The organism is Haloarcula sediminis (assembly GCF_035656455.1).
Taxonomy (GTDB): domain Archaea; phylum Halobacteriota; class Halobacteria; order Halobacteriales; family Haloarculaceae; genus Haloarcula; species Haloarcula sediminis.
This window is the reverse complement of the sequence record NZ_JAYMGA010000001.1, coordinates 496,004-514,582: the sequence shown is the minus strand read 5'-3', so window position 1 is coordinate 514,582 and position 18,579 is coordinate 496,004. Positions and strand designations below refer to the sequence as shown.

The 18,579-nt window shown below is 68.3% G+C and carries 22 protein-coding genes; 8 read left to right on the top strand and 14 right to left on the bottom strand.

What is annotated here, in order from left to right; all coding sequences use genetic code 11:
- Positions 1-35 precede the first annotated feature (35 nt).
- From VJ162_RS02720 to VJ162_RS02690, 7 genes are all read right to left on the bottom strand, one after another.
- Positions 36-500 (bottom strand): pyridoxamine 5'-phosphate oxidase family protein, encoded by a 465-nt coding sequence (locus VJ162_RS02720; protein ID WP_324662221.1) that lies wholly within the window; start codon positions 498-500, stop codon positions 36-38.
- A gap of 51 nt (positions 501-551) precedes the next feature.
- On the bottom strand, positions 552-1,343 hold the full coding sequence (locus VJ162_RS02715; RefSeq protein ID WP_324662220.1) for a DUF5803 family protein: 792 nt from the start codon (positions 1,341-1,343) through the stop codon (positions 552-554).
- A 3-nt stretch (positions 1,344-1,346) separates the two neighbouring features.
- A complete protein-coding gene (locus tag VJ162_RS02710; protein ID WP_324662219.1) occupies positions 1,347-2,030 on the bottom strand; it encodes a DUF2110 family protein in 684 nt (227 codons plus the stop codon).
- Positions 2,030-2,554, bottom strand: a complete 525-nt coding sequence (tfe, locus tag VJ162_RS02705; protein WP_324662218.1) for a transcription factor E — start codon at positions 2,552-2,554, stop codon at positions 2,030-2,032. The genes VJ162_RS02710 and tfe overlap by 1 nt, the downstream gene beginning before the upstream one ends.
- Positions 2,555-2,739: 185 nt before the next feature.
- Positions 2,740-2,928, bottom strand: a complete 189-nt coding sequence (locus tag VJ162_RS02700) for a hypothetical protein (RefSeq protein ID WP_324662217.1) — start codon at positions 2,926-2,928, stop codon at positions 2,740-2,742.
- A 10-nt stretch (positions 2,929-2,938) separates the two neighbouring features.
- Positions 2,939-3,493 carry a tRNA (cytidine(56)-2'-O)-methyltransferase gene (locus VJ162_RS02695; protein ID WP_324662216.1) on the bottom strand — a complete coding sequence of 185 codons (555 nt, stop codon included), beginning with the start codon at positions 3,491-3,493 and terminating at the stop codon, positions 2,939-2,941.
- Complete coding sequence (locus tag VJ162_RS02690) at positions 3,490-4,161, bottom strand: DsbA family protein (protein WP_324662215.1); 672 nt, start codon at positions 4,159-4,161, stop codon at positions 3,490-3,492. The genes VJ162_RS02695 and VJ162_RS02690 overlap by 4 nt, the downstream gene beginning before the upstream one ends.
- 85 nt (positions 4,162-4,246) lie before the next feature.
- Between VJ162_RS02690 and VJ162_RS02685 the strand changes: the two genes are divergently transcribed.
- Positions 4,247-5,173, top strand: coding sequence for an NAD-dependent epimerase/dehydratase family protein (locus tag VJ162_RS02685; protein ID WP_324662213.1), 927 nt, complete (start codon positions 4,247-4,249; stop codon positions 5,171-5,173).
- Positions 5,174-5,258: 85 nt separating this feature from the next.
- A complete protein-coding gene (locus tag VJ162_RS02680) occupies positions 5,259-5,576 on the top strand; it encodes a hypothetical protein (RefSeq protein ID WP_324662212.1) in 318 nt (105 codons plus the stop codon).
- 9 nt (positions 5,577-5,585) lie between these two features.
- On the opposite strand, the gene VJ162_RS02675 is transcribed toward VJ162_RS02680, so the two are convergent.
- Positions 5,586-6,041, bottom strand: a complete 456-nt coding sequence (locus tag VJ162_RS02675) for a YbhB/YbcL family Raf kinase inhibitor-like protein (protein ID WP_324662210.1) — start codon at positions 6,039-6,041, stop codon at positions 5,586-5,588.
- Between the two features lie 74 nt (positions 6,042-6,115).
- Between VJ162_RS02675 and VJ162_RS02670 the strand changes: the two genes are divergently transcribed.
- Both VJ162_RS02670 and VJ162_RS02665 read left to right on the top strand, forming a co-directional pair.
- The gene (locus VJ162_RS02670) at positions 6,116-6,916 is read left to right on the top strand and encodes a DUF2797 domain-containing protein (RefSeq protein WP_324662209.1); all 801 of its coding nucleotides are present in this window, start codon (positions 6,116-6,118) and stop codon (positions 6,914-6,916) included.
- Between the two features lie 40 nt (positions 6,917-6,956).
- Positions 6,957-7,376, top strand: a complete 420-nt coding sequence (locus tag VJ162_RS02665; RefSeq protein WP_324662208.1) for a hypothetical protein — start codon at positions 6,957-6,959, stop codon at positions 7,374-7,376.
- A gap of 107 nt (positions 7,377-7,483) precedes the next feature.
- On the opposite strand, the gene VJ162_RS02660 is transcribed toward VJ162_RS02665, so the two are convergent.
- The 5 genes from VJ162_RS02660 to VJ162_RS02640 are packed head-to-tail and all read right to left on the bottom strand — an operon-like array spanning position 7,484 to position 12,131.
- Positions 7,484-7,834: a helix-turn-helix transcriptional regulator gene (locus tag VJ162_RS02660; RefSeq protein WP_262177796.1), complete on the bottom strand. Its 351-nt coding sequence runs from the start codon at positions 7,832-7,834 to the stop codon at positions 7,484-7,486.
- Positions 7,835-7,861: 27 nt separating this feature from the next.
- Positions 7,862-8,599, bottom strand: a complete 738-nt coding sequence (locus VJ162_RS02655; protein ID WP_324662206.1) for an NRDE family protein — start codon at positions 8,597-8,599, stop codon at positions 7,862-7,864.
- A gap of 46 nt (positions 8,600-8,645) precedes the next feature.
- Complete coding sequence (locus tag VJ162_RS02650; RefSeq protein ID WP_324662205.1) at positions 8,646-10,136, bottom strand: class I adenylate-forming enzyme family protein; 1,491 nt, start codon at positions 10,134-10,136, stop codon at positions 8,646-8,648.
- Positions 10,129-11,175, bottom strand: a complete 1,047-nt coding sequence (locus tag VJ162_RS02645; protein WP_324662203.1) for a mandelate racemase/muconate lactonizing enzyme family protein — start codon at positions 11,173-11,175, stop codon at positions 10,129-10,131. The genes VJ162_RS02650 and VJ162_RS02645 overlap by 8 nt, the downstream gene beginning before the upstream one ends.
- On the bottom strand, positions 11,172-12,131 hold the full coding sequence (locus tag VJ162_RS02640) for a 1,4-dihydroxy-2-naphthoate polyprenyltransferase (protein WP_324662201.1): 960 nt from the start codon (positions 12,129-12,131) through the stop codon (positions 11,172-11,174). The genes VJ162_RS02645 and VJ162_RS02640 overlap by 4 nt, the downstream gene beginning before the upstream one ends.
- A 129-nt stretch (positions 12,132-12,260) precedes the next feature.
- On the opposite strand from VJ162_RS02640, the gene VJ162_RS02635 reads away from it, so the two are divergent.
- The 3 genes from VJ162_RS02635 to VJ162_RS02625 all read left to right on the top strand — a co-directional run bounded on the left by VJ162_RS02635 (position 12,261) and on the right by VJ162_RS02625 (position 17,249).
- Positions 12,261-13,715: an ATPase domain-containing protein gene (locus VJ162_RS02635; protein WP_324662199.1), complete on the top strand. Its 1,455-nt coding sequence runs from the start codon at positions 12,261-12,263 to the stop codon at positions 13,713-13,715.
- Positions 13,715-15,514, top strand: coding sequence for a PAS domain S-box protein (locus VJ162_RS02630; protein WP_324662197.1), 1,800 nt, complete (start codon positions 13,715-13,717; stop codon positions 15,512-15,514). The genes VJ162_RS02635 and VJ162_RS02630 overlap by 1 nt, the downstream gene beginning before the upstream one ends.
- A gap of 124 nt (positions 15,515-15,638) precedes the next feature.
- Positions 15,639-17,249 (top strand): long-chain-fatty-acid--CoA ligase, encoded by a 1,611-nt coding sequence (locus tag VJ162_RS02625; protein WP_324662195.1) that lies wholly within the window; start codon positions 15,639-15,641, stop codon positions 17,247-17,249.
- Between the two features lie 25 nt (positions 17,250-17,274).
- On the opposite strand, the gene VJ162_RS02620 is transcribed toward VJ162_RS02625, so the two are convergent.
- Positions 17,275-18,237 carry a 1,4-dihydroxy-2-naphthoyl-CoA synthase gene (locus tag VJ162_RS02620; protein ID WP_324662193.1) on the bottom strand — a complete coding sequence of 321 codons (963 nt, stop codon included), beginning with the start codon at positions 18,235-18,237 and terminating at the stop codon, positions 17,275-17,277.
- 85 nt (positions 18,238-18,322) lie between these two features.
- Between VJ162_RS02620 and VJ162_RS02615 the strand changes: the two genes are divergently transcribed.
- The gene (locus VJ162_RS02615) at positions 18,323-18,553 is read left to right on the top strand and encodes a hypothetical protein (protein ID WP_324662192.1); all 231 of its coding nucleotides are present in this window, start codon (positions 18,323-18,325) and stop codon (positions 18,551-18,553) included.
- Positions 18,554-18,579: the final 26 nt, after the last annotated feature.

Sequence of the window (18,579 nt, the reverse complement as noted above, 5' to 3'; positions counted from 1 at the left end):
CGACATCTGGCCCGGCGCTCGCGGCGACGACCCGCTCAGTTCTCGTCTTCCCGCACCTCTAGGCCCCGGACCTCCTCGACCGCCAGACGCCAGACCGTTATCTCCTCGATACCGTCGGCCCGTTCGAAGTCCGTCGAGAACCAGGCGTTGTCGTCGAGTGTCTCGACGGCGTGGTCCCAGTCGCTGCTGTCCCGGGCCAGGGCCCGCGCCGTGCCGGTCACACCGATGGACTGCCAGTCGAACCGGCCGCCGATATCCGTCACGAGGAGGCGCGCCTGTTGCCCGTCGTCGACGAACTCGAACTTGGTGCTTTCCGGGCTGTCCCTGATGAGCGCGACGAAGATGTCCTCGCCGTCGTACCCGAACGAGACGGGGATACTGTACGGCTCGTCGCCCTCGGCCAGCGAGAGGACGCCCCAGCCGCTGTCGGTCAGTAGCCGGTCGATATCGCGCTCGTCCATCGGCGTACCCATCCACTGCCCGTATGTCTCTGTCGGCATAGACGGGACTACTACCCGAGATTACATAATAGGTCGGCGGCTTGACCGGCGTCAGGGCATCCCCGGCGGCGGCCCGTCGTCGCCGAAGTCCTCGTCCTCGTACTCCTCTTCGAGGTCGATACCGGCCTCCTTTCGGCGCCGTCGCACCGCCTGTAGCTGGCGCCAGTAGTACAGCGTCCCGACCACCCCGACGACGACGGCGATGGCCGCGAGCCCGCCGAAGATGTAGAGGTCCCGTTCGAGGTAGAACCGCACCCGTATCGCCCGCGAGTCGACCGGCTCGTCCCAGGTGACGGTCATCCGGTCGGTCGTCGCGTTCGTGTCCGTCTCGTAGCTACCGGGCGTGACCTGCGAGAGCAGCGGGATGCCGACCCGTCGGCCCGGCGGGAGCGTCACCTCGTAGGTGTAGCCGCTGGTGTACACCGGCGTCGAGAAGGACTTGCCCTGTCGCGGCGCGCTGTAGGCGACCTGGCCGCTGCTGTTGTTCGGGAGGTCGATGACGGTCGAACTGCCCGTCTGTCTGGCCGTCAGCGAGGAGTTCGCCGCGCTGATTACGGTCCCGTTGTCGAAGCGAAAGCGCACCGCGCTGACCGGAACGCTCTCCTCGCGGCCGAGGTCGTCGCGGCTGTAGATGGTAAACGAGGAGTTGTCCGGGATGTCGTACACCGCCCGGTAGGAGCTGCGATTCAGCGTTATCGAGGCGTTTTGCTCCGCCTCCCAGTCGTAGCTTGCGTTCTGGTTCAGCTGTTGCTCGTCGACCTCTTCGGGACCGAAGATACCGGTACAACCGGCCAGAGCGACCAGCGCGAGCACGGCCAACAGGGCGAGGTGGCGACGATGCATAGCTCAGGGGACGACGGCGAGTAGTTCCGACGGCATGAACCGACCGATGTCGGCAAGCAGCCCCGGCGCGTCGGTGTCCGGGTTGCAGATGATGCTCATCTCCAGCAGTCCGAGCCGCTCGACGGTGACGATGTCCTGGGCGTGGCCGGACTTGTTGACCGTCGCCCGCACCTCCGAGCGGGTCGCGCTGTTGGTGTTGACACGGCCGTTCCCGTGGTCGCCGCCGCGCTGCCAGTCGTACAGCCGGTCGACCTCCTCGTCGGCCAGCCGGGGCTCGGGCCCGGCGACAAAGCGCAGCGGGAGATGCTGGACCAGCCCGAACCGCTTGCGGATCTGGTGGGGGGTCCCCTGTCCGAGGTCGAGGTTCTCGGCCGGAATCCGCACGTCGCCGGCGGGTCCGGCGTCCAGCACGAAGCCGTCGTCGTCCCAGCTGTCGAGGGTCCCGACGTAGGTCTCGCCGGCCTCGTGGGTCGGCACGACCTCGCCGAACTCCTCGCGCAGGATGTTCCGCGCGACGACGGCGTCGGGACCGTCGACAGTCACGACGGGGAAGTCGTCCTCGCGGTGGCCGATCTCGTACTCCACGTCGAGGTCGCCAAAGCGGTCGTTTACGAGTCCGCGAAGGCCGTCGAGTGCACGCTCCCGGGCGTCGCCCGTCACGTACACTTTTGCGCCAAGGACGACCATCAGGCCTCAGCTTCCACGTTGAGTTCCGAGCGCAGTTCGTCGATACGTTCCTCCATGGCGGTCACGAGGCGGGTGTTCTCCATCGTCTCGACCTGGTTGCCACACTCGGGACACTCGAAGCCAAACTCCATGGCCTCGCCGAACTCGAAGCGGATGCCACAGTGTTCACAGAGGTAGAACTCGTTGTCGCGCTCGTACTCGCGGCGCTCCTCTAACCCCTCCAGCAGCCGGTACATCTCCTCTTCTAACTGCTCGGGAATCTCGTCGTACTGGAACGTCCAGAGGTAGGTGAGCCACCCCGAGTCCTCGTCCCGCAGCCGGCGGTACGACGCCAGGTCGTTCTCGTAGAGAATAAAGAGCGCGCGGCGAACGTCGTTGAGTTCGAGGCCCAGCTCCTCGGCCAGCTCCTCGTCGGTCACTTCGCCGTCCGGCGGCGCGGCGGCGACCGGCATCCCTTTCGGTCCGACCAGCTCGTGGAGGTACTTCTGTATGACAGGGTCCTCCAGCAGATCCTCAAAAGCCATTACGATGATATCGGGCAGTCACGTGGTTAAAACCTCCGGGTCACTCCCGGATAGTCGTGTCCCGCGACTCGCGAACAAACCGCGTTCGCTCGCCATCGTGTCGTTCGTTTCACTCTCGCCGGGGCTCGAACCGAGTCGCGCTTGCTCACCGCCGGGGCGTCCTGGCGACGGCTCGCGCCCGCCCGCTACTCCGCCCACGGGCCGACACCGGCGAACCGGCCCAGGAGCCAGCCGACAGCGAGGGGAGCGATGACGGCCAGACAGCCCAGTCCGACCCAGCGCGCCGGCGGCGGCTGACTGGCCAGATAGACGAGATAGATGGTCCCGAGGACGGGGACGAGCCGTGACGACGAGAGAAAGTCGAGCAGCGACATCGGTGCCGCCTCAGTCGCCCGTCTCTACGTCGTCGGGGTCGACGACCTTCTTGCCCGTCTCCATCGGGACGACGACCTGGTCGGGGTCGTCCCACTCGCGGTCGAGTTCGCGCCCCTCGTAGAGCCGGTCGAGAAACACCGCGAGCGAGGCGATTTCGGAGTGGGGCTGGTTCGTCACGCCGACGTTGTAGTCTGCCCGCTCGTACACCTCGAAGGGGACCTTCTCCGCGCCGACGACGACGAGCAGCGGCCCCGACTGGTGGGCCTCGCCGATGTCGGCTTCGACGTCCTGAATCGGCTCGCCGTACATCGTCAGGTGGACGACGGCGCCGTCGAACTCGCGGATGCGGCGCTTTGGTTCGTCGGTCGTCTCCACATCGAAGGGGCCGCCAAAGCGGTCCGTGATGTCGACGACGGTGTCGGCGCGGCTGCTGGCTGCCCCGGCGAGCACCACGCGGTCGGCCCCGAGCGCCCGCGCGGTCAGCCCCACGTGGGTGGTGATTCGCTCGTCCCGGCCGGGTCGGTGCCCGAGCCGGAGGACCGACACGTCGTGTGTGTCTCTCATGCGCTCCTCGCGTCCTCGATGGCCTCTCGGACGGGCCCGTAGGCGATCTCCTGCCACTCGACCGGACTTCCGTCGACGAGGACGGTCGGCGTCCCGCTCACGCCACGGTCCTGTCCGCCCTGCTTGTCGGCGCTGACGGTCTCGCTGTATCGTTCCTCAGTCGCGGCCTGTCGGACGGTCTCGCCGTCGATGTCGAACTCCTCGGCCAGCGCGGCGTACCGGTTGGGACCGAGGTTCGACTGGTCGCCAAAGAGCGCCTCGCTGTACTCGAAGTACGCCTGCGGGCCGGCCACGGCCTGGACCGCGCGGGCGGCGTTGGCGGCCTGCCACGAGACCGCCTCGTCGACCGGGATGGGGAAGTCGTGGAACTCGTAGCGGACCGTTCCCGGTTCGAGGTACTCGCTCGCCAGCTGGGGGAACACGTCGAGAGAGTAGGTCGCACAGTGCGGACAGGCGTAGTCCTCGTAGACGGCGACGGTCACGTCGGCGTCGGGGTCGCCGGCGACCGGCGACGGGAGCCGGCCGTCGCCGCTCGGGGTCGACGTGGCTGCGATCTCACCGAGTTCGGGCGTCTCCGACTGGTCCTCCCCGCCAGAGAGACAGCCCGCGCTACCTGTCGCCACTGCGACGCCCCCCGCGATGAACGCTCGCCGGCTGAACCGTTGCATGTCCTACGCTGGCCGGTGACGGTACTTAACGCCACTGTCATCCCCGTATCGCAACGCTATTTGAGCGCGGTGTCACAGTGACGCTATGAACCTACAGGACAAGCAAATCGTCGTCACCGGGGGTGCCGGCTTCATCGGTTCGCACCTGGTCGACCGACTGGTAGCCGACAACGACGTGCTGGTCGTCGACGACGGCTCGAACGGCAGCCGCGAGTGGGTCCACGACGACGCCGAGTTCGTAGACGGCGACCTCACCGACACGGCGGTGGTGGCCGACGCCATCACCGCCGAGACGGACCTCGTCGTCCACCTGGCCGCCTCGAAGCTCGTCGACACGGACACCCCCCGACGGCAGTTCGACGACAACAGCGAGATAACGTACAACGTCCTCGAACGGATGGACGCGGTCGGCGTCGAGAAGCTCGTCTTTACCTCCTCCTCGACGGTGTACGGCGAGGCCCCGCGACCGACGCCGGAGGACTACGCGCCGCTTGAACCCATCAGCGTCTACGGCGCGACCAAGCTGGCCGAGGAGTCACTGATTTCGACCTACGCCCACAGCCACGACCTCCAGTCGTGGGTGTTCCGCTTTGCCAACATCGTCGGGCCGCGCCTTCGCGGCGCGGTCATCCCCGACTTCGTCGAGAAGCTCCGCGAGGACTCCGACTCGCTGACGATTCTGGGCGACGGCCGCCAGGAGAAGTCCTACATGCACGTCTCTGAGTGTATAGACGCCATGGAGTACGCCGTCGCCCACGCCGACGGCGACCACAACGTGTTCAACCTCGGCACCAGAACGACGACCTCCGTCGACCGCATCGCCGACATCGTCGCCGACGAGATGGGCGTCGACCCCGACTACGAACACACCGGCGGCGACCGCGGCTGGACCGGCGACGTGCCGCGGATGCGCCTCTCCATCGAGAAGCTCGCTGGCCTGGGGTGGGAGCCCGAACAGTCCAGCGACGACGCGGTCCGACAGTCGGCCCGCGAACTCATAGACGAGCTCTGAGACGGAGCGTCCCGGGGTCGCCCGGCAGCCAGGGGGTTGCGGTGTGACCGGTGGCTATTATACGCGCCGTCGCAGAGAACTGGGTATGAACGTAGCCTCGCGACTCTCGGCCGTCGGAACCGAGCGGCTCCTCTTCGGCGTCGGCGCGATTATCTCGGGCGCGCTGACGATGGTGGTGTTCTACACCGGGAACGACATCCAGGGACTGCTCTTTGGGGCCTTCGCGCTCTATCTCGGCGGCGCGGCGACGCCTGCGGTCAGGGACACCGTCCCCGACTACAAGCGGACGGGCGCGTTCGCGCTGAGCGGTGTCGGTATCGTCGCGTTTCTGCTGGGGACCCAGTCGGCCCTCCCGATGCTGTTCATCATCGGCGGCATCGCGGCGCTTTTCAACCTCTTCTGAGACCTCCGGTCAGGCCGGATACGTCCCGGTCAGCTCCGCCTTGCCGACCATGTGACCGCTGGCAGCGTCGTAGAGGTCGTCTTTCGTCGCGTCGGGTCCGAGGGTGAGGTCGGTGTCCAGCGCGTACAGTAGGAACCGGTAGGTGTGTTCGCGGTCCGGCGGGTTCGGCCCGCCCCAGCCCGTCTCGCCGTAGTCGTTCTGTCCCTCGGTCGCCCCCTCGGGCGTCGTCCCCGCCGGAATCGACTCGGTCTCGGGCGGAATCGACCAGCAGAGCCAGTGGTTCCACACCTTCCCGGCCGGCTCCCTCGCGTCGGGGTCGTCGACCACGAGCAGGAGCGACTCGGCCGTCGGCGGCACGTCGCGTATCTCCAGTGGCGGGCTGGTGTTGTCCTCGGTGTAGCCGTACTCGGCGGGGATTCGCTCGCCGTCGTCGAACGCCGGGCTCGACAGTTCGAGGTCGGCCATGGGGTGGCTTCTCACGCCACGACCAAAAGCCCCATCCCGGTACCCATTTGCCCGTCGACCGCCAACGCCGGGGCGTGCAAGTTGTCGGTTACCGTGCCCGCGTCGAGGACCACGCCGCCCTGCTGCTTTCCGAGGACGGCGCGGTCACCGTCGAGCGGCTGGACCCCGGGCGGGAGCTGTCCTATCGCCTCGGCGACCGCCACTGTGCCGGTGCCGTCGAGAGCGTCACACTGGACGCGCAAGCGGGCGACAGTCGGCCCGGCGAGCGCCTGGTCCACCACCCCTGTGACGCCGCCGACGCGCCCTACTGCGCCGAACACACGAGCCGGTGGCCGTGTGCGCGCTGTACCGGCGACTGCGGGAAGCCAATCGAGGCCTGTGACGAGGAACACGCGGTGTATCTGGCCGCGTTCGCACCCGACACGGTGAAGGTCGGCGTCACCCGCTCGTGGCGCCTGGAGACGCGGCTCCGCGAGCAGGGGGCCGACCGGGCGGCCCACCTCCGGACCGTCGCCGACGGCCGCATCGCCCGGCAGGTCGAGGCCGACATCGCCGCCGACCTGGGCGACCGCGTGCGGGTGCCGACCAAGATAGCCGGGTTCGCCGAGTCGGTCGCGGGGCCGTTCTGGGACCGGCTGTGTACCGAGTACGACCCGCTTGAGACCTACGAGTTCGACTACGGGATAGAACTGTCCGACCGTCCCATCGCCGAGACGCTGGCGTCAGGGACGGTGCGGGGAACCAAGGGGCGCGTCGCCGTTCTGGAGAACAACGACAGCGTCTACGCCGTCGACCTGCGGGACCTGGTGGGGTGTGAACTCGACGAGGGCGGGACACAGCGGGAGCTCCAGTCCAGCCTGGGCGCGTTCGGCTGACACGACAACCCTTTTCCGCCGGCCAGTCGAATCCGGATTCATGGCTGACGACGAACCAGAGACAGACGACGAGGCGGCCGAATCGAACGACGACGGCGAGGAGAAGTCCTTCCGCGAGCGCGTCGAGGAGATCCGACAGAAGCGCGCCGAGGAAGGCGAGGGAGAGGGCGAGGAGATGAGCCGCGAGGAACGCATGGAAGAGATGATGGGCGGCGGTGGCGGCCCCGGCGGCATGGGCGGCGGCGGCAACCCCTTCGCGCAGATGATGGGCGGCATGATGGGCGGCGGCGGCCCCGGCGGCATGGGCGGCGGTCCCGGCGGTCCGGGCGGTGCGCCCGGGCAGGCACAGGAAGGGGGCAGCGACAACGAGGAGCTGACCCGCGAAATCCGCAAGCTACGGGACGAGGTCCACGACGTGCGACGCACGCTCGACCGTATCGCCGACGCGCTCGAAGACTGAGACGGACCGCTGTCGTTCCGTTCCCCCGGGACGCAGCTACGACGCCCGTCTTATGGCTCTCCGAGTTCTCCGTTTTCCGACGTACGTAGCGACAGCGAGAACCGGGTTCAGTCCTGGTACGCGAGCGTCATGACCCACTGGGAGAACGTGTCGTCGTGTGGGTCGACCTCCTCGTCGCCGATAAACGGCGAGAGCTGGTCGCCGGCCATCAGCAGGGAGAAATCCAGGTCCCGTGCCGCGGGCGTGAGGAAGTAGGTGTTGTGGCCCTCATAGACCGTGTCCTCGCGCTGGATGAGCCCCTTCTCGAAGAGGGACTCGACGATACGACTGCCCTTCCGGGAGGAGACGTCGAGCTCCTTCCAGAAGTCGCTCTGGTGGATGCCGCCGGACTCGCGGATGAGCTCCAATCCGGCACGCTCGTCCTCAGAGAGGTCCGCCTCCGACGCTGCCGAACTCATATGGTACAACGTCCGCCGGACGGCCGCTTAAATCTGGCCTTCGACGGGGCGGAACCTCGCCGTGCAGGGCGGGCCGTCCGCGAACTCGTAGCGACGGCTCTCGCCCAGCGCGATGAGCGACGACGAGCGGGTCCCGAAGCCGTCGCCGTGGACGCAGACGCCGTAGTCGTGGTCGCCGATGGCCTCGCCGGCCCGGTCGAGCCACGAGTCGGCGCCCTCGCCGGGTTCGACCTGCATGGCCTCCCGCAGGCGGTCGGCGTTGCCGGCCTGCTGTTTGCCCACGTCGGGGCGGTGGCCCGGAATCCGGTAGTCGCCGTCGGCGCCGACGTTGACGACGACGTGGACGCCGGGTTCGAGCGTCCGGACCGCCAGCTGGCCGTCCCACTCAAGCAGGACGGCGGCGTTCTCGTCGGCCAGCAGGAGGTTGAAGCCGGCGTACTCCGCCTCGCGGACCGCGCCCTCGACGGCGCGAGCGGCGTCCTCGGCGCTCCCGTGGCTCAGACAGTCACGCACGAGCAGCCCGCGCGAGCGCTCGCCGGCGAGGTCGGCGTCGGTCCACCGGTTGGTGACCGCCACGAGTAGCCCGTCCTCGTTGTACCCCACCCAGGTCCCCTCGGCCTCGGCGTCGGCCGGCGCGACGACCTCGCGCCCCCACTGGCGCCGTTCGGGGGGTTCGGACGGGCGGTCCAGTAGTTCGTCGCGGTTCGCCGCGAACGCTATCGGCGTCCCTTCGAACACCTGCCAGGCGAGGACGATAGTACACACGGACGCTCGTAGGCACCCGGAGGCAAAAACGGCTTTCCCGTCCGCCCTACGCGCCCAACTGCCGCCGGACGGCGTCCCGGTCGACCGTCCCCGAGGGAGTGCGGGGCAGGGCGTCGACCACCCGAACCGTCTTGGGAACCTCGTAGGAGGCGAGTTCGGCCCGGCAACAGCCCCTGACGGTTTCGGCGTCGGTGTCGCCGACCACCAGGGCCGCGACGCGCTGGCCCCACTCCTCGTCGGGGAGGCCGACGACGGCGGCGTCCTCGACGCCGGGACAGTCCCGAACCGCCGCGGCGACCGTCCCGGCGTCGACGTTCTCGCCGCCGGTGACGATGCGGTCGTCGACGCGGCCGACGACCCAGAGACGCCCGTCCTCGTCGCGGTAGCCGCGGTCGCCGGTGTGGAATCCCCGGTCGCTGAACGCCGCGGCCGTCGCGTCGTCGTCCAGATACCCCGGCGTCACCGTCGGGCCCGAGACCACGAGTTCACCCCGCTGGCCCGGTTCTACAGGCTCGCCGTCGGCGGATAGGACAGTCACAGTCGTGTTGACGAGTGGCTGGCCGACGGTTCCGCCGTGTGCGAACGCCGTCTCGGGCAGCGCCGTCGCTATCTGGGAGGCCGTCTCGGTCATCCCGTAGGTCGGACAGACCGGCACGCCCCGCCGCTGACAGCGGTCGACGAGGTCGGCGGAGGCGGGCCCGCCGCCAAGCAGGACAAATCGGAGGGCGTCGGTCGGCTCCCAGCCCGCATCGAGCAGCCGCTTGCAGATCGTCGGCACGAGCGAGACGCCCGTCACGCCGTGGTCGACCATCACCCGGGCCGTCGCTTGTGGTTCGAACTCCCGCTGGATGACGGCAGCGGTCCCGTACAGCGCCGACCGGACGAAGGGTGCCAGCCCGCCCATGTGGTAGGTCGGGAGACAGACCAGCCACCGGTCCCCGGGGACGACGCCCAGCCGGAACGCCGAGGCGGTCGCGCTGGCGACGAGGTTCCCAAGCGTGAGGCGGACGCCTTTGGGCTCGCTGGTCGTTCCCGAGGTAAACAGCACCAGCCCGGTCTCGTCTTCCGGTAGTTCGACCGGCGTCACGTCCCGTCGTGGTGTCGTGTCGGGGAGACCATCCACGGCCGCCGCGGCGGGGTCGTCGACGGTGACGACCGGACAGTCCGCGACTTCGGTCGCCAGCGACTCCGTCGCCCGCTCACAGACCAGCAGGTCGGCCCCGAGCGCGTCGAGCTGGCTCCCGAGCGTGTCGGCGTCGAGCTCGACGTTCAGCGGCGCGAACGTCCGGCCGGTACGCATCGCCCCGTGGAGCAACTCGGCGACGGCGGGCCGGGTGTCGACAAGCGCCGCGACGGGGCCGCCCGTTCCCACACAGTGGGCGTCGAAGGCGGCCGCGACCGCATCGACGGCGGCGTCCAGTTCCCGGTACGTCCGCTCCGTGTCGCGGTCGGCGTCCACCACGGCGGTCCGTTCGGGCGTCGCCCCAACGCGGTGGCTCACCAGGTCTCGCGTCGGCCACTCGACCGGGTCAGGCATCGGGTGACACCTCCGACGGGTCGAGGCCGAGCCCGTCGCCCTGTGGCACGGCCATCCGCCCGCCGGAGACCGTCGCCGGGTCCGGCGCGAGGTCCGTCGCCAGCCGGTCGCCCGTCGCCAGCCCGCAGGCGCCGATGTCGGGGACGGCGGCGGCGACGTGCAGGGCCGCCAGCCGGGCGACGACGCCGTCGATAGTGGTCGTCACTACCGGCTCCACGCCCCGGTCACGGGCGCGCAGCGCAAGCGTGTGGGCGTTGCCCGGCCCGCCAAGCACCATCGGTTTCAGTATCAACACGTCGGCGGCGTCGGCCGAGAGCACTGTATCGGCCCGCGCGTCGATGAGGGACTCGTCCAGCGCGACGCCGACCGGACCGCCCCGCAGGTCGGCGTGACCGGCCAGGTCGTCGGCCGGGAGCGGCTGTTCGACGTAGTCGACGCCGAGGTCGGCGAAGGCCTCGAACGCCCGGGCCGCCTCATCGAGCTCCCAGGCCCCGTTGGCGTCGGCTCGCAGCCGAACGTCGTCGCCGACGCGCTCCCGAACCGCGCGGAGCCGCTCGATGTCGGCCGCGACCGGGCGGGCGCCCACTTTCACCTTGCAGCAGTCGTAGCCCCTCTCGACCGCCCGTGCGACCGCGTCGGCCGTCGCGCCGGGGTCGTTATCGCCCACGGTGGCGTTGACCGGGACGCTTTCACAGCGGCGGTCGTCGTCGAACCACCGATAGAGCGGGACGCCGTCGGCCCGGGCGTCGGCGTCGAGCAAGGCGGTCGCGAAGCCGTGGCGGGCCGCGGGAACGGTATCGGCCGCGAGTTCGAGCAAGGCGGCGGTGTGGCCGCCCCGGCGGTCGGCGTCCGCGGCGGTGTCGAGCGCAGCCTTGCAGTCGCTCAGCGGTTCGGTCCAGCCGGGCAGCGGCGTCGCCTCGCCGACGCCGGTCTCGCCGCGGTGGTCGTAGCGGACGACGACGCCCTCGCGGGTCTCGATAGTCCCGCTGGCCGTCGCGAGCGGGCTGGACAGCGGGAGCGAGAACGGATCGGTCTTCATAGCACCTGCGGGAGCGCAAGCCCCGCGGCAAAGAGCAGCGAGTGGGCAAAGAGCGTCTGGCCGACCCGTTCAAGCGTTGGGTTCAGCGCCTCGCCGTCAGTCCGGGTGAGGACGGTCCGGCTGCTCCGTACCGCCAGCGGGAGCGTAAGCAGCGGCGCCAGTGCCGGCAGGCCGTACGCCGGGTCGAGCGCGAACAGCACGGGGACGACGTAGGCCATGCCGACGAGAACGAGGTACTCGGCGCGGCTCGGGCCGTAGCCCAGATACACCGCGAGCGTCTTCTTGCCCGCGGCCATGTCGGTCTCGCGGTCGCGGACGTTGTTGACGACGAGGATGGCCGTCGAGAGCCCGGCGGCGGGGAGGCTCGCGACGACGGCGGCGACCGGCACGCTGCCCGGGGGCAGCGTCGTCGGGAAGGTACCGACGGCGGGCATGCTCGCCACGGCCTGTACGTAGTAGGTGCCGGTGACGGCGACCACTCCGAAGTAGACGAACACGAAGAGGTCGCCCAGGCCGCGGTAGCCGTATGGGAACGGCCCGCCGGTGTAGAGGATACCGGCTGCGATGCCCGAAAGGCCCACGACGACGATGGGGACGCCCCCGATGGCCACGAGCGCCGCGCCGACGGCGATGGCGAGCGCATAGGTCAGTATCATCGCCCGCTTGACCGACGCGGGTTCGATGAGTCCACCGGCCGTCACGCGGGTAAACCCCTCGCGCTCGTCGGTGTCGGCGCCCTTGACAGCGTCGTAGTAGTCGTTCGCGAAGTTCGTCCCGACCTGGATGAGCAAGGCCCCGACCAGCGCCGCAAGCGCCACGAGCGGGCTGAACACGCCCGCGTGAGCGGCCAGGCCGGCGCCGACGACGACCGGGGCGGCGCCGGCGGGGAGCGTCTGTGGCCTCGCGGCCATGAGCCACGCCTTGCGTTTCGAGATATCCGGCGTCGCGGTACTCATTGAGCGGATTTGGGCTCCTCGACTCAAATCGACTGTGGTTCGCCCCCGGGCCGGCCCGCACCATACATTCGCCGAGCGAAGTGGAAATATAAGAGCTACACTTTTCCCGCATCCTCCGAAAGGCGTGGTATGAGTTCGCGAGAGGAACACCGCATTTCCTCGGGCCTCGCCGGTCTGGACGAGATTCTCCACGGCGGCTTTATCGGCGAGCGGAGCTACACCGTCCGGGGCGACTCGGGGACCGGCAAGACGATAGCCGGCTATCACTTCCTGACTGCCGGCGTGGCCGCGGGCGAGACGGCGCTGTACTTCGCGTTCGAGGAGACGGCGAACGATATCGCGACCAACGCGGCGGGCCTGGGATTCGACCTCGACGACGTCGTCATCGAGGACATGAGCCCCTCCGCCACGCAGTTCATGGACGACGGCAACTACACGGTGTTTGGCCCGGGCGAGGTAGAGGCGACCGACATCGTCTCACAGATAAGCGACGCCATCGAGCGCCACGACCCCGACCGGGTGTTCATCGACCCGCTGACGCTCCTTCGTCATCTCACACCCGACGAGTACCAGTTCAAGCGAACCGCCGCGTCGCTGATGAGCTATCTGAAAGAGCGCGGGATAACGACACTGTTTACGACGCAGTCGACCGCCGAGCAGTCCGACGAGGACCTGCAGTATCTCGCCGACGGGTCGATAACGATGCGCCGGACCGAGCGGGGCCGCGAGCTCGAAGTCGAGAAGTTCCGCGGGTCGGGCTTTCACAGCGGGCCCCACGGCATCCGCATCGACGGCGGCCGGGGCATCTCCGTCTTCCCGAGCCTCGTCCCGGAGGCTCACAGCCGCGCTTTCGACTACGAGACGCTCCCGACCGATATCGACGCGCTCGACGGGCTGTTGGGCGGCGGTATCGAACGCGGGAGTATCACTCTCATCAGCGGACCAAGCGGGGTCGGCAAGTCGACGACCGGGACCGCACTGGCCCGGGCGAGCGCCCGGCGGGGCCAGAAGGCGGCGGCGTACCTCTTCGAGGAGTCCGACCGCAGTTTCAGCCACCGGTCCGAGGCCATCGGGATGGGTATAAAGGAGCTGCGCGAGGAGGGGAGCTTCGAGGTCCACGAGATCGAGCCACTGAGCATCTCGGCCGACGAGTTCGCCCACCAGGTCCGGGCGGGCGTCGAGGAGCGGGGCGTCGACTTTGTCCTGCTCGACGGGACCGCGGGCTACCGCCTCGCGCTCGGGAACCCCGACACCGAACTCCGCCAGGAGCTCCACGCGCTCTGTCGCTACCTGCGGAACATGGGCGTCACCGTGGCACTGACCGACGAGCTCTCCTCGGTCACCGGTAACTTCCAGGCGTCCGAGTCCCACGTCAGCTATCTGGCCGACAGCGTGGTCTTCATCCGCTACATCGAGGTCGGCGGCGAGATACAGAAGGCCATCGGCGTACTGAAAAAGCGGTTCGGCGACTTCGAATCGACGCTCCGCGCGTTTCGGGTCGCGGACGACGGCATCCACATCGGGGCGGCACTGACGGACCTCCGAGGGGTGCTGACGGGGACACCGACGCGACAGCCCGACTGATGTACGACTCCTCGTTCCGGGGCGTCGACGCGCTCCGCAACAGGCCGCCCCGCGTCCTGTTGCATATCTCGAACCCCCGCGACCGTGAGCTACTCGCCGACCAGCTTCACACGACGGAGTTGGAGGTTGTCACCGTCGACGGGACGGACCCGCTCCCGCGGTTCGACCTCTGTGTCGCCGATACGGGGTCGTTCCCGTCGATAGTCGACAGCGTCGAGGAGCGCCGCGCCGAGCTCGGCTCGGTCAGGCTCCCGGTCCTCCTGGTGTTGGGGCCGAACGAGTCCGAACAGGCCGCCCGACCCTACTGGGACAGCATCGACGACGTGCTCGCGGTCCCCACCTCGAAGCGGATCTTCCGACATCGGGTCTCGGCGCTGCTCAGGTCCCGCACCCAGTCCGAGCAGCTGGCGCTGTTTGCCCGTGCGATGGACGACGCGAAGACGGGCATTTCCATCGCCGACGCCGGGGGCGACCAGGAGTTCCGGTACGTCAACGACGCCTTTCTCGAGATAACGGGCTACGACCGCTCCGAGGTGCTCGGACGGAACTGCCGGTTCCTGCAGGGCCCCGAAACCGAGGACGGGCCCGTCCGGGAGGTGCGACGAGCCATCGACGAGGAGCGGCCGGTGAGCGTGCTGTTGCGGAACTACCGGAAGAGCGGCGAGCTGTTCTGGAACGCCCTCGATATCTCGCCGGTGTACGGCGAAGCGGGGGTGACCCACTTCGTCGGCTTTCAGGAGGACGCCACCGAACGCGTCGAGCGGACCCGACTGCTCCAGCGCTACGAGGAGATCGTCACCGCGGCCGGGGACCCGATTTACGCGCTCGACGGGCAGCTCGAGTTCACCCTGCTGAACGACGCCGCGGAGGCGTTCGCCCAGCGACCCGAAGCGGAGATACTGGGGACGCACGTCTCGTCCGTGTTCGGGCGGGACCACGCGGAAGTGCTCCATGCGGCGGCGCTCAATCTGACCGAGTCGGACACGAGCGAGATGACTGTCGGGACCGTCGTCGAGAACACGGACGGGCGGCCGCGGCGGTTCCAGACCACGGTGGCGGTGTTACCCACAGAGAAGTTCGAGGGCATCGTCTGTGTGAGCCGGGATATCACCGAGGAACGGGAGCGGGAATCCCGGCTCTCGGTGCTCGATCGCGTCCTGCGACACAACCTCCGGAACAAGCTGCTGGTGATGCTGGCACAGGCCGAGCAGATACAGTGGCACAGCGCCGACGAGGCCGCGACAGACGCGGCGGCGACTATCGAGCGGGTCGGTGGGGAACTGCTGGAACTGGCCGAGACGGCGCGGAAGTTCAACGACACTGTCGACCCGGTGGGCGACGAGCGGACGGGGCCGGTCGATATCGCAGCCCGGACCGTCCACGCCGTCGAGGAGACGCGACTGGAGTTCGACGGCGCCACCTTTGCCGTCGACGTCCCGGACGAGTTGTGGGCCAGGGCGCACAATTCCTTCGAGCTGGCGATGACCGAGCTGCTGGAGCGGGCCGCGAAAGCCGGCGCCCGTGTCGAGGTCACGGTCGAGATGACGACCGACGACGACCGCGCCGTCGTCCGTGTCAGCCACGACGGCGAGGGGCTCTCCGAGGTCGAACTGGCGGCGCTGAACGAGGGCACCGAGTCGGACCTCCAGCACACAACCGGACTCGGGCTGTGGTTCGTCCGCTGGATGGCGGTAAACAGCGGCGGGACCTTCGACATCGGGGACACCGACCCCGGGACGGTCGTCGAACTCACGTTCCCGCCGGCGGATACGCCCCCGGGAACGTCGACACGAAGCTGAGGCCGGAGTCTGGCGCGGGTGTTTCAGCGGGCCGCGTCTTCGGCGTTCGCCCCGGGTCAGGGCCGCCGTTGGTCAGAGAAAAGACAAAGTTGTTATATAACCATTAATCGTATGGCTCACCACGATGGAGAAGCCACTCCTCGTGACGGATTTCCTCGACCGCGCGCGCCGGTACTACGGCGACGAGGAGGCCGTCATCGCTACGACCGGTGAACGGTACACGTACGACGAGTTGGGCGCCCGCGCCGACGGGTTCGCCGCGGCGCTTTCGGCCCGCGGCATCGAGAAGGGCGACCGCGTCGCCGTGCTGGACCCGAACACGCATTACCACCTCGAAGCGGCCTACGGCATCATGCAACTCGGGGCGGTCCACACGCCACTGAACTACCGGCTGGTCCCGGACGACTTCGAGTACATCCTCAACGACGCCGGTGTCGACGCCATCTACGCCGACTACGAGCACGCCGAGAAGATCGAGGCCGTGCGCGATGAGGTGCCGACGACGACGTTCATCACGAACGACACTGACGCCGTCGACGGCGACTGGGAGTCGTTCGACGAGGTCGTCGCGTCCGACGGAACCTTCGAGCGCCCGCCGATGGACGAGGACGACGTCATCACCATCAACTACACCTCCGGGACGACCGGCGACCCGAAGGGAGTCATGCGGACCCACCGCACCGAGTCGCTGCACGCCCAGCTCGTGACGATTCACCACGAGATTACCGACGACGACGTCTACCTGTGGACGCTGCCGATGTTCCACGTCAACGGCTGGGGCCACATCTACGCCATTACGGGCATGGGCGCGAAACACGTCTGTACCCGCGGTGTCGACGCCGGAGAGATATTCCGGCAGATCAACCAGGAAGACGTCTCGTTCCTCTGCTGTGCGCCGACGGTGCTCAACATGCTCGACGAGTACCACGAGGAAAACGACGTCTCCACCGAGGGCGACAACCCGATGCGCGTCACCGCAGCCGGTGCCGCGCCGCCGGAAAGCATCATCCGAACCGTCGAAGAAACGTTCGGCTGGCACTTCCGCCAGCTCTACGGTGCGACCGAGACCGGTCCGCTTATCGGCACCTCGGCGACCCGTCGCCTGATAGACGAGGACAGCGAGGGGCGCTTCGCGCTCAAAAAGCGTCAGGGCATCGCGCCGCTGGCGACCGAGATTGCAGTCGTCGACGACGACGGCAACGAGGTCCCGTGGGACGACGAGACGATCGGCGAAATCGTCGTCCGCGGCAACCAGGTCATGGAAGGCTACTGGAACAAGCCCGACGCGACCGAGAAAGCGTTCAACGACAAGCGCGAGGGGTGGTTCCACACTAGCGACCTCGCCGTCGTCAACGAGAAGGGAATGCTCGCGATACAGGACCGCGAGAAGGACATCATCATCTCCGGCGGGGAGAACATCTCTAGCATCGAACTGGAGGACACCCTGTTCGAACACGAGGAAGTCGCCGACGTCGCAGTCGTCCCGGCCCCCAGCAGCCAGTGGGGCGAGACGCCCAAGGCGTTTGTCGTCCCGGCCTCCGGCGACCCCGAAGATCCCGGGACCGACGTGGACGAACTGGTCGAGTTCACCCGCAAGCACCTGGCGACCTACAAGGCCATCAGCAGGGTCGAGTTCGTCGAGTCGCTCCCGACGACGGCGACCGGGAAGGTCCAGAAGTACGAACTACGCCAGCAGGAGTGGGACGACGAAGACCGGATGGTCGGCGAGGGGTGACGCCTACCGCCCCGGTATCGGCGTCTCAGTAGTGCCAGGGCTCGTCGCTGAAATCGGGCTCGCGACCCTCGTTGAACGCGTCCCGGCCCTCCTGTGCTTCGTCGGTCATGTACGCCAGTCGGGTCGCCTCGCCGGCGAAGACCTGCTGTCCGACCATCCCGTCGGAGTCGAGGTTGAACGCGTACTTCAGCATCCGCATCGCGGTCGGCGACTTCTCGTTCATCCGCTCGGCCCACTCGATGGCGGTGTCTTCCAGTTCCGCGTGCGGGACGACCTCGTTGACCATCCCCATGTCGGCGGCCTCTTGTGCGGAGTAGGTCTTCCCGAGGAAGAACACCTCGCGGGCCTTCTTCTGGCCGACCTGCCGCGCGAGATACGCGGAGCCGAAGCCGCCGTCGAAGCTGCCCACGTCGGGGTCAGTCTGGAGGAACTTCGCGTGTTCCTCGCTGGCGATGGTGAGGTCACAGACTACGTGCAGGGAGTGGCCGCCGCCGACGGCCCAGCCGGGGACGGCGGCGACGACCGGTTTCGGGATGTGGCGAATCTGGCGCTGGACCTCCAGAATGTGGAGGCGGCCGACGTTTTCCGGGGCGTCCTCGTCGCCGACGGCTGCCTCGCGGGTCGCGTCGCTCCCCGCTCGGCTGTTCGAGTCACTTCGCGACTCGCTATCTTCATCCGCCTCGTATTCGTACCCGCTCTCGCCCCTGATGCTCTGGTCGCCCCCCGAGCAAAAGGCCCAGCCGCCGTCCTTCTCGGAGGGGCCGTTCCCCGTCAGCAGGACACAGCCCACGTCGGTGAGCCGCTTGGCGTGGTCCAGCGCCGCCGAGAGCTCGTCGACCGTCTCGGGGCGGAAGGCGTTGCGCTTCTCGGGACGGTCGAAGGCGATGCGGACCGCGCCCGTCTCCGTCGAGCGGTGATAGGTGATGTCGCTGAACTCGAACCGCTCGATGGGCTCCCAGCGGGCCGGGTCGAAAATCTCTGAGACCATACCTTCGTTGCGGGCCGAGACGGCCAAAAACGTCCCGGTGAGGCCTCGAAAGCTTTTCGACCCAGTGAGTTGTCATGCAAACCGTATGCTCTCCACCCGCCCGGCCCGGCGAATCGCTCTCGGCGCCGTCTCGTTGCTGATAGTGGCCTACAGCCTGGTCATCGCCCAGCAGATACTGCTCGGCGTCGTCGCCGTCGCCGCTATCTGGTTCACCTATCTGTTGTTCGAACTCATCGTCACCCTGGGCCGTATCGCCCGGGCCCTCGAACGGCTTATCGAGCAACGGGCTGACACCGACACCCGGCACGACGGGTGACGAGGGTTTATTCCACGGTGTTGCCG

What these genes read in the sequence shown, in the direction of transcription:
- VJ162_RS02720 (WP_324662221.1), bottom strand. Translation starts at nt 500, where the DNA reads ATGCCGACAGAGACATACGGGCAGTGGATGGGTACGCCGATGGACGAG.
- VJ162_RS02715 (WP_324662220.1), bottom strand. Translation starts at nt 1,343, where the DNA reads ATGCATCGTCGCCACCTCGCCCTGTTGGCCGTGCTCGCGCTGGTCGCT.
- VJ162_RS02710 (WP_324662219.1), bottom strand. Translation starts at nt 2,030, where the DNA reads ATGGTCGTCCTTGGCGCAAAAGTGTACGTGACGGGCGACGCCCGGGAG.
- tfe (WP_324662218.1), bottom strand. Translation starts at nt 2,554, where the DNA reads ATGGCTTTTGAGGATCTGCTGGAGGACCCTGTCATACAGAAGTACCTC.
- VJ162_RS02700 (WP_324662217.1), bottom strand. Translation starts at nt 2,928, where the DNA reads ATGTCGCTGCTCGACTTTCTCTCGTCGTCACGGCTCGTCCCCGTCCTC.
- VJ162_RS02695 (WP_324662216.1), bottom strand. Translation starts at nt 3,493, where the DNA reads ATGAGAGACACACACGACGTGTCGGTCCTCCGGCTCGGGCACCGACCC.
- VJ162_RS02690 (WP_324662215.1), bottom strand. Translation starts at nt 4,161, where the DNA reads ATGCAACGGTTCAGCCGGCGAGCGTTCATCGCGGGGGGCGTCGCAGTG.
- VJ162_RS02685 (WP_324662213.1), top strand. Translation starts at nt 4,247, where the DNA reads ATGAACCTACAGGACAAGCAAATCGTCGTCACCGGGGGTGCCGGCTTC.
- VJ162_RS02680 (WP_324662212.1), top strand. Translation starts at nt 5,259, where the DNA reads ATGAACGTAGCCTCGCGACTCTCGGCCGTCGGAACCGAGCGGCTCCTC.
- VJ162_RS02675 (WP_324662210.1), bottom strand. Translation starts at nt 6,041, where the DNA reads ATGGCCGACCTCGAACTGTCGAGCCCGGCGTTCGACGACGGCGAGCGA.
- VJ162_RS02665 (WP_324662208.1), top strand. Translation starts at nt 6,957, where the DNA reads ATGGCTGACGACGAACCAGAGACAGACGACGAGGCGGCCGAATCGAAC.
- VJ162_RS02660 (WP_262177796.1), bottom strand. Translation starts at nt 7,834, where the DNA reads ATGAGTTCGGCAGCGTCGGAGGCGGACCTCTCTGAGGACGAGCGTGCC.
- VJ162_RS02650 (WP_324662205.1), bottom strand. Translation starts at nt 10,136, where the DNA reads ATGCCTGACCCGGTCGAGTGGCCGACGCGAGACCTGGTGAGCCACCGC.
- VJ162_RS02645 (WP_324662203.1), bottom strand. Translation starts at nt 11,175, where the DNA reads ATGAAGACCGATCCGTTCTCGCTCCCGCTGTCCAGCCCGCTCGCGACG.
- VJ162_RS02640 (WP_324662201.1), bottom strand. Translation starts at nt 12,131, where the DNA reads ATGAGTACCGCGACGCCGGATATCTCGAAACGCAAGGCGTGGCTCATG.
- VJ162_RS02635 (WP_324662199.1), top strand. Translation starts at nt 12,261, where the DNA reads ATGAGTTCGCGAGAGGAACACCGCATTTCCTCGGGCCTCGCCGGTCTG.
- VJ162_RS02630 (WP_324662197.1), top strand. Translation starts at nt 13,715, where the DNA reads ATGTACGACTCCTCGTTCCGGGGCGTCGACGCGCTCCGCAACAGGCCG.
- VJ162_RS02625 (WP_324662195.1), top strand. Translation starts at nt 15,639, where the DNA reads ATGGAGAAGCCACTCCTCGTGACGGATTTCCTCGACCGCGCGCGCCGG.
- VJ162_RS02620 (WP_324662193.1), bottom strand. Translation starts at nt 18,237, where the DNA reads ATGGTCTCAGAGATTTTCGACCCGGCCCGCTGGGAGCCCATCGAGCGG.
- VJ162_RS02615 (WP_324662192.1), top strand. Translation starts at nt 18,323, where the DNA reads ATGCTCTCCACCCGCCCGGCCCGGCGAATCGCTCTCGGCGCCGTCTCG.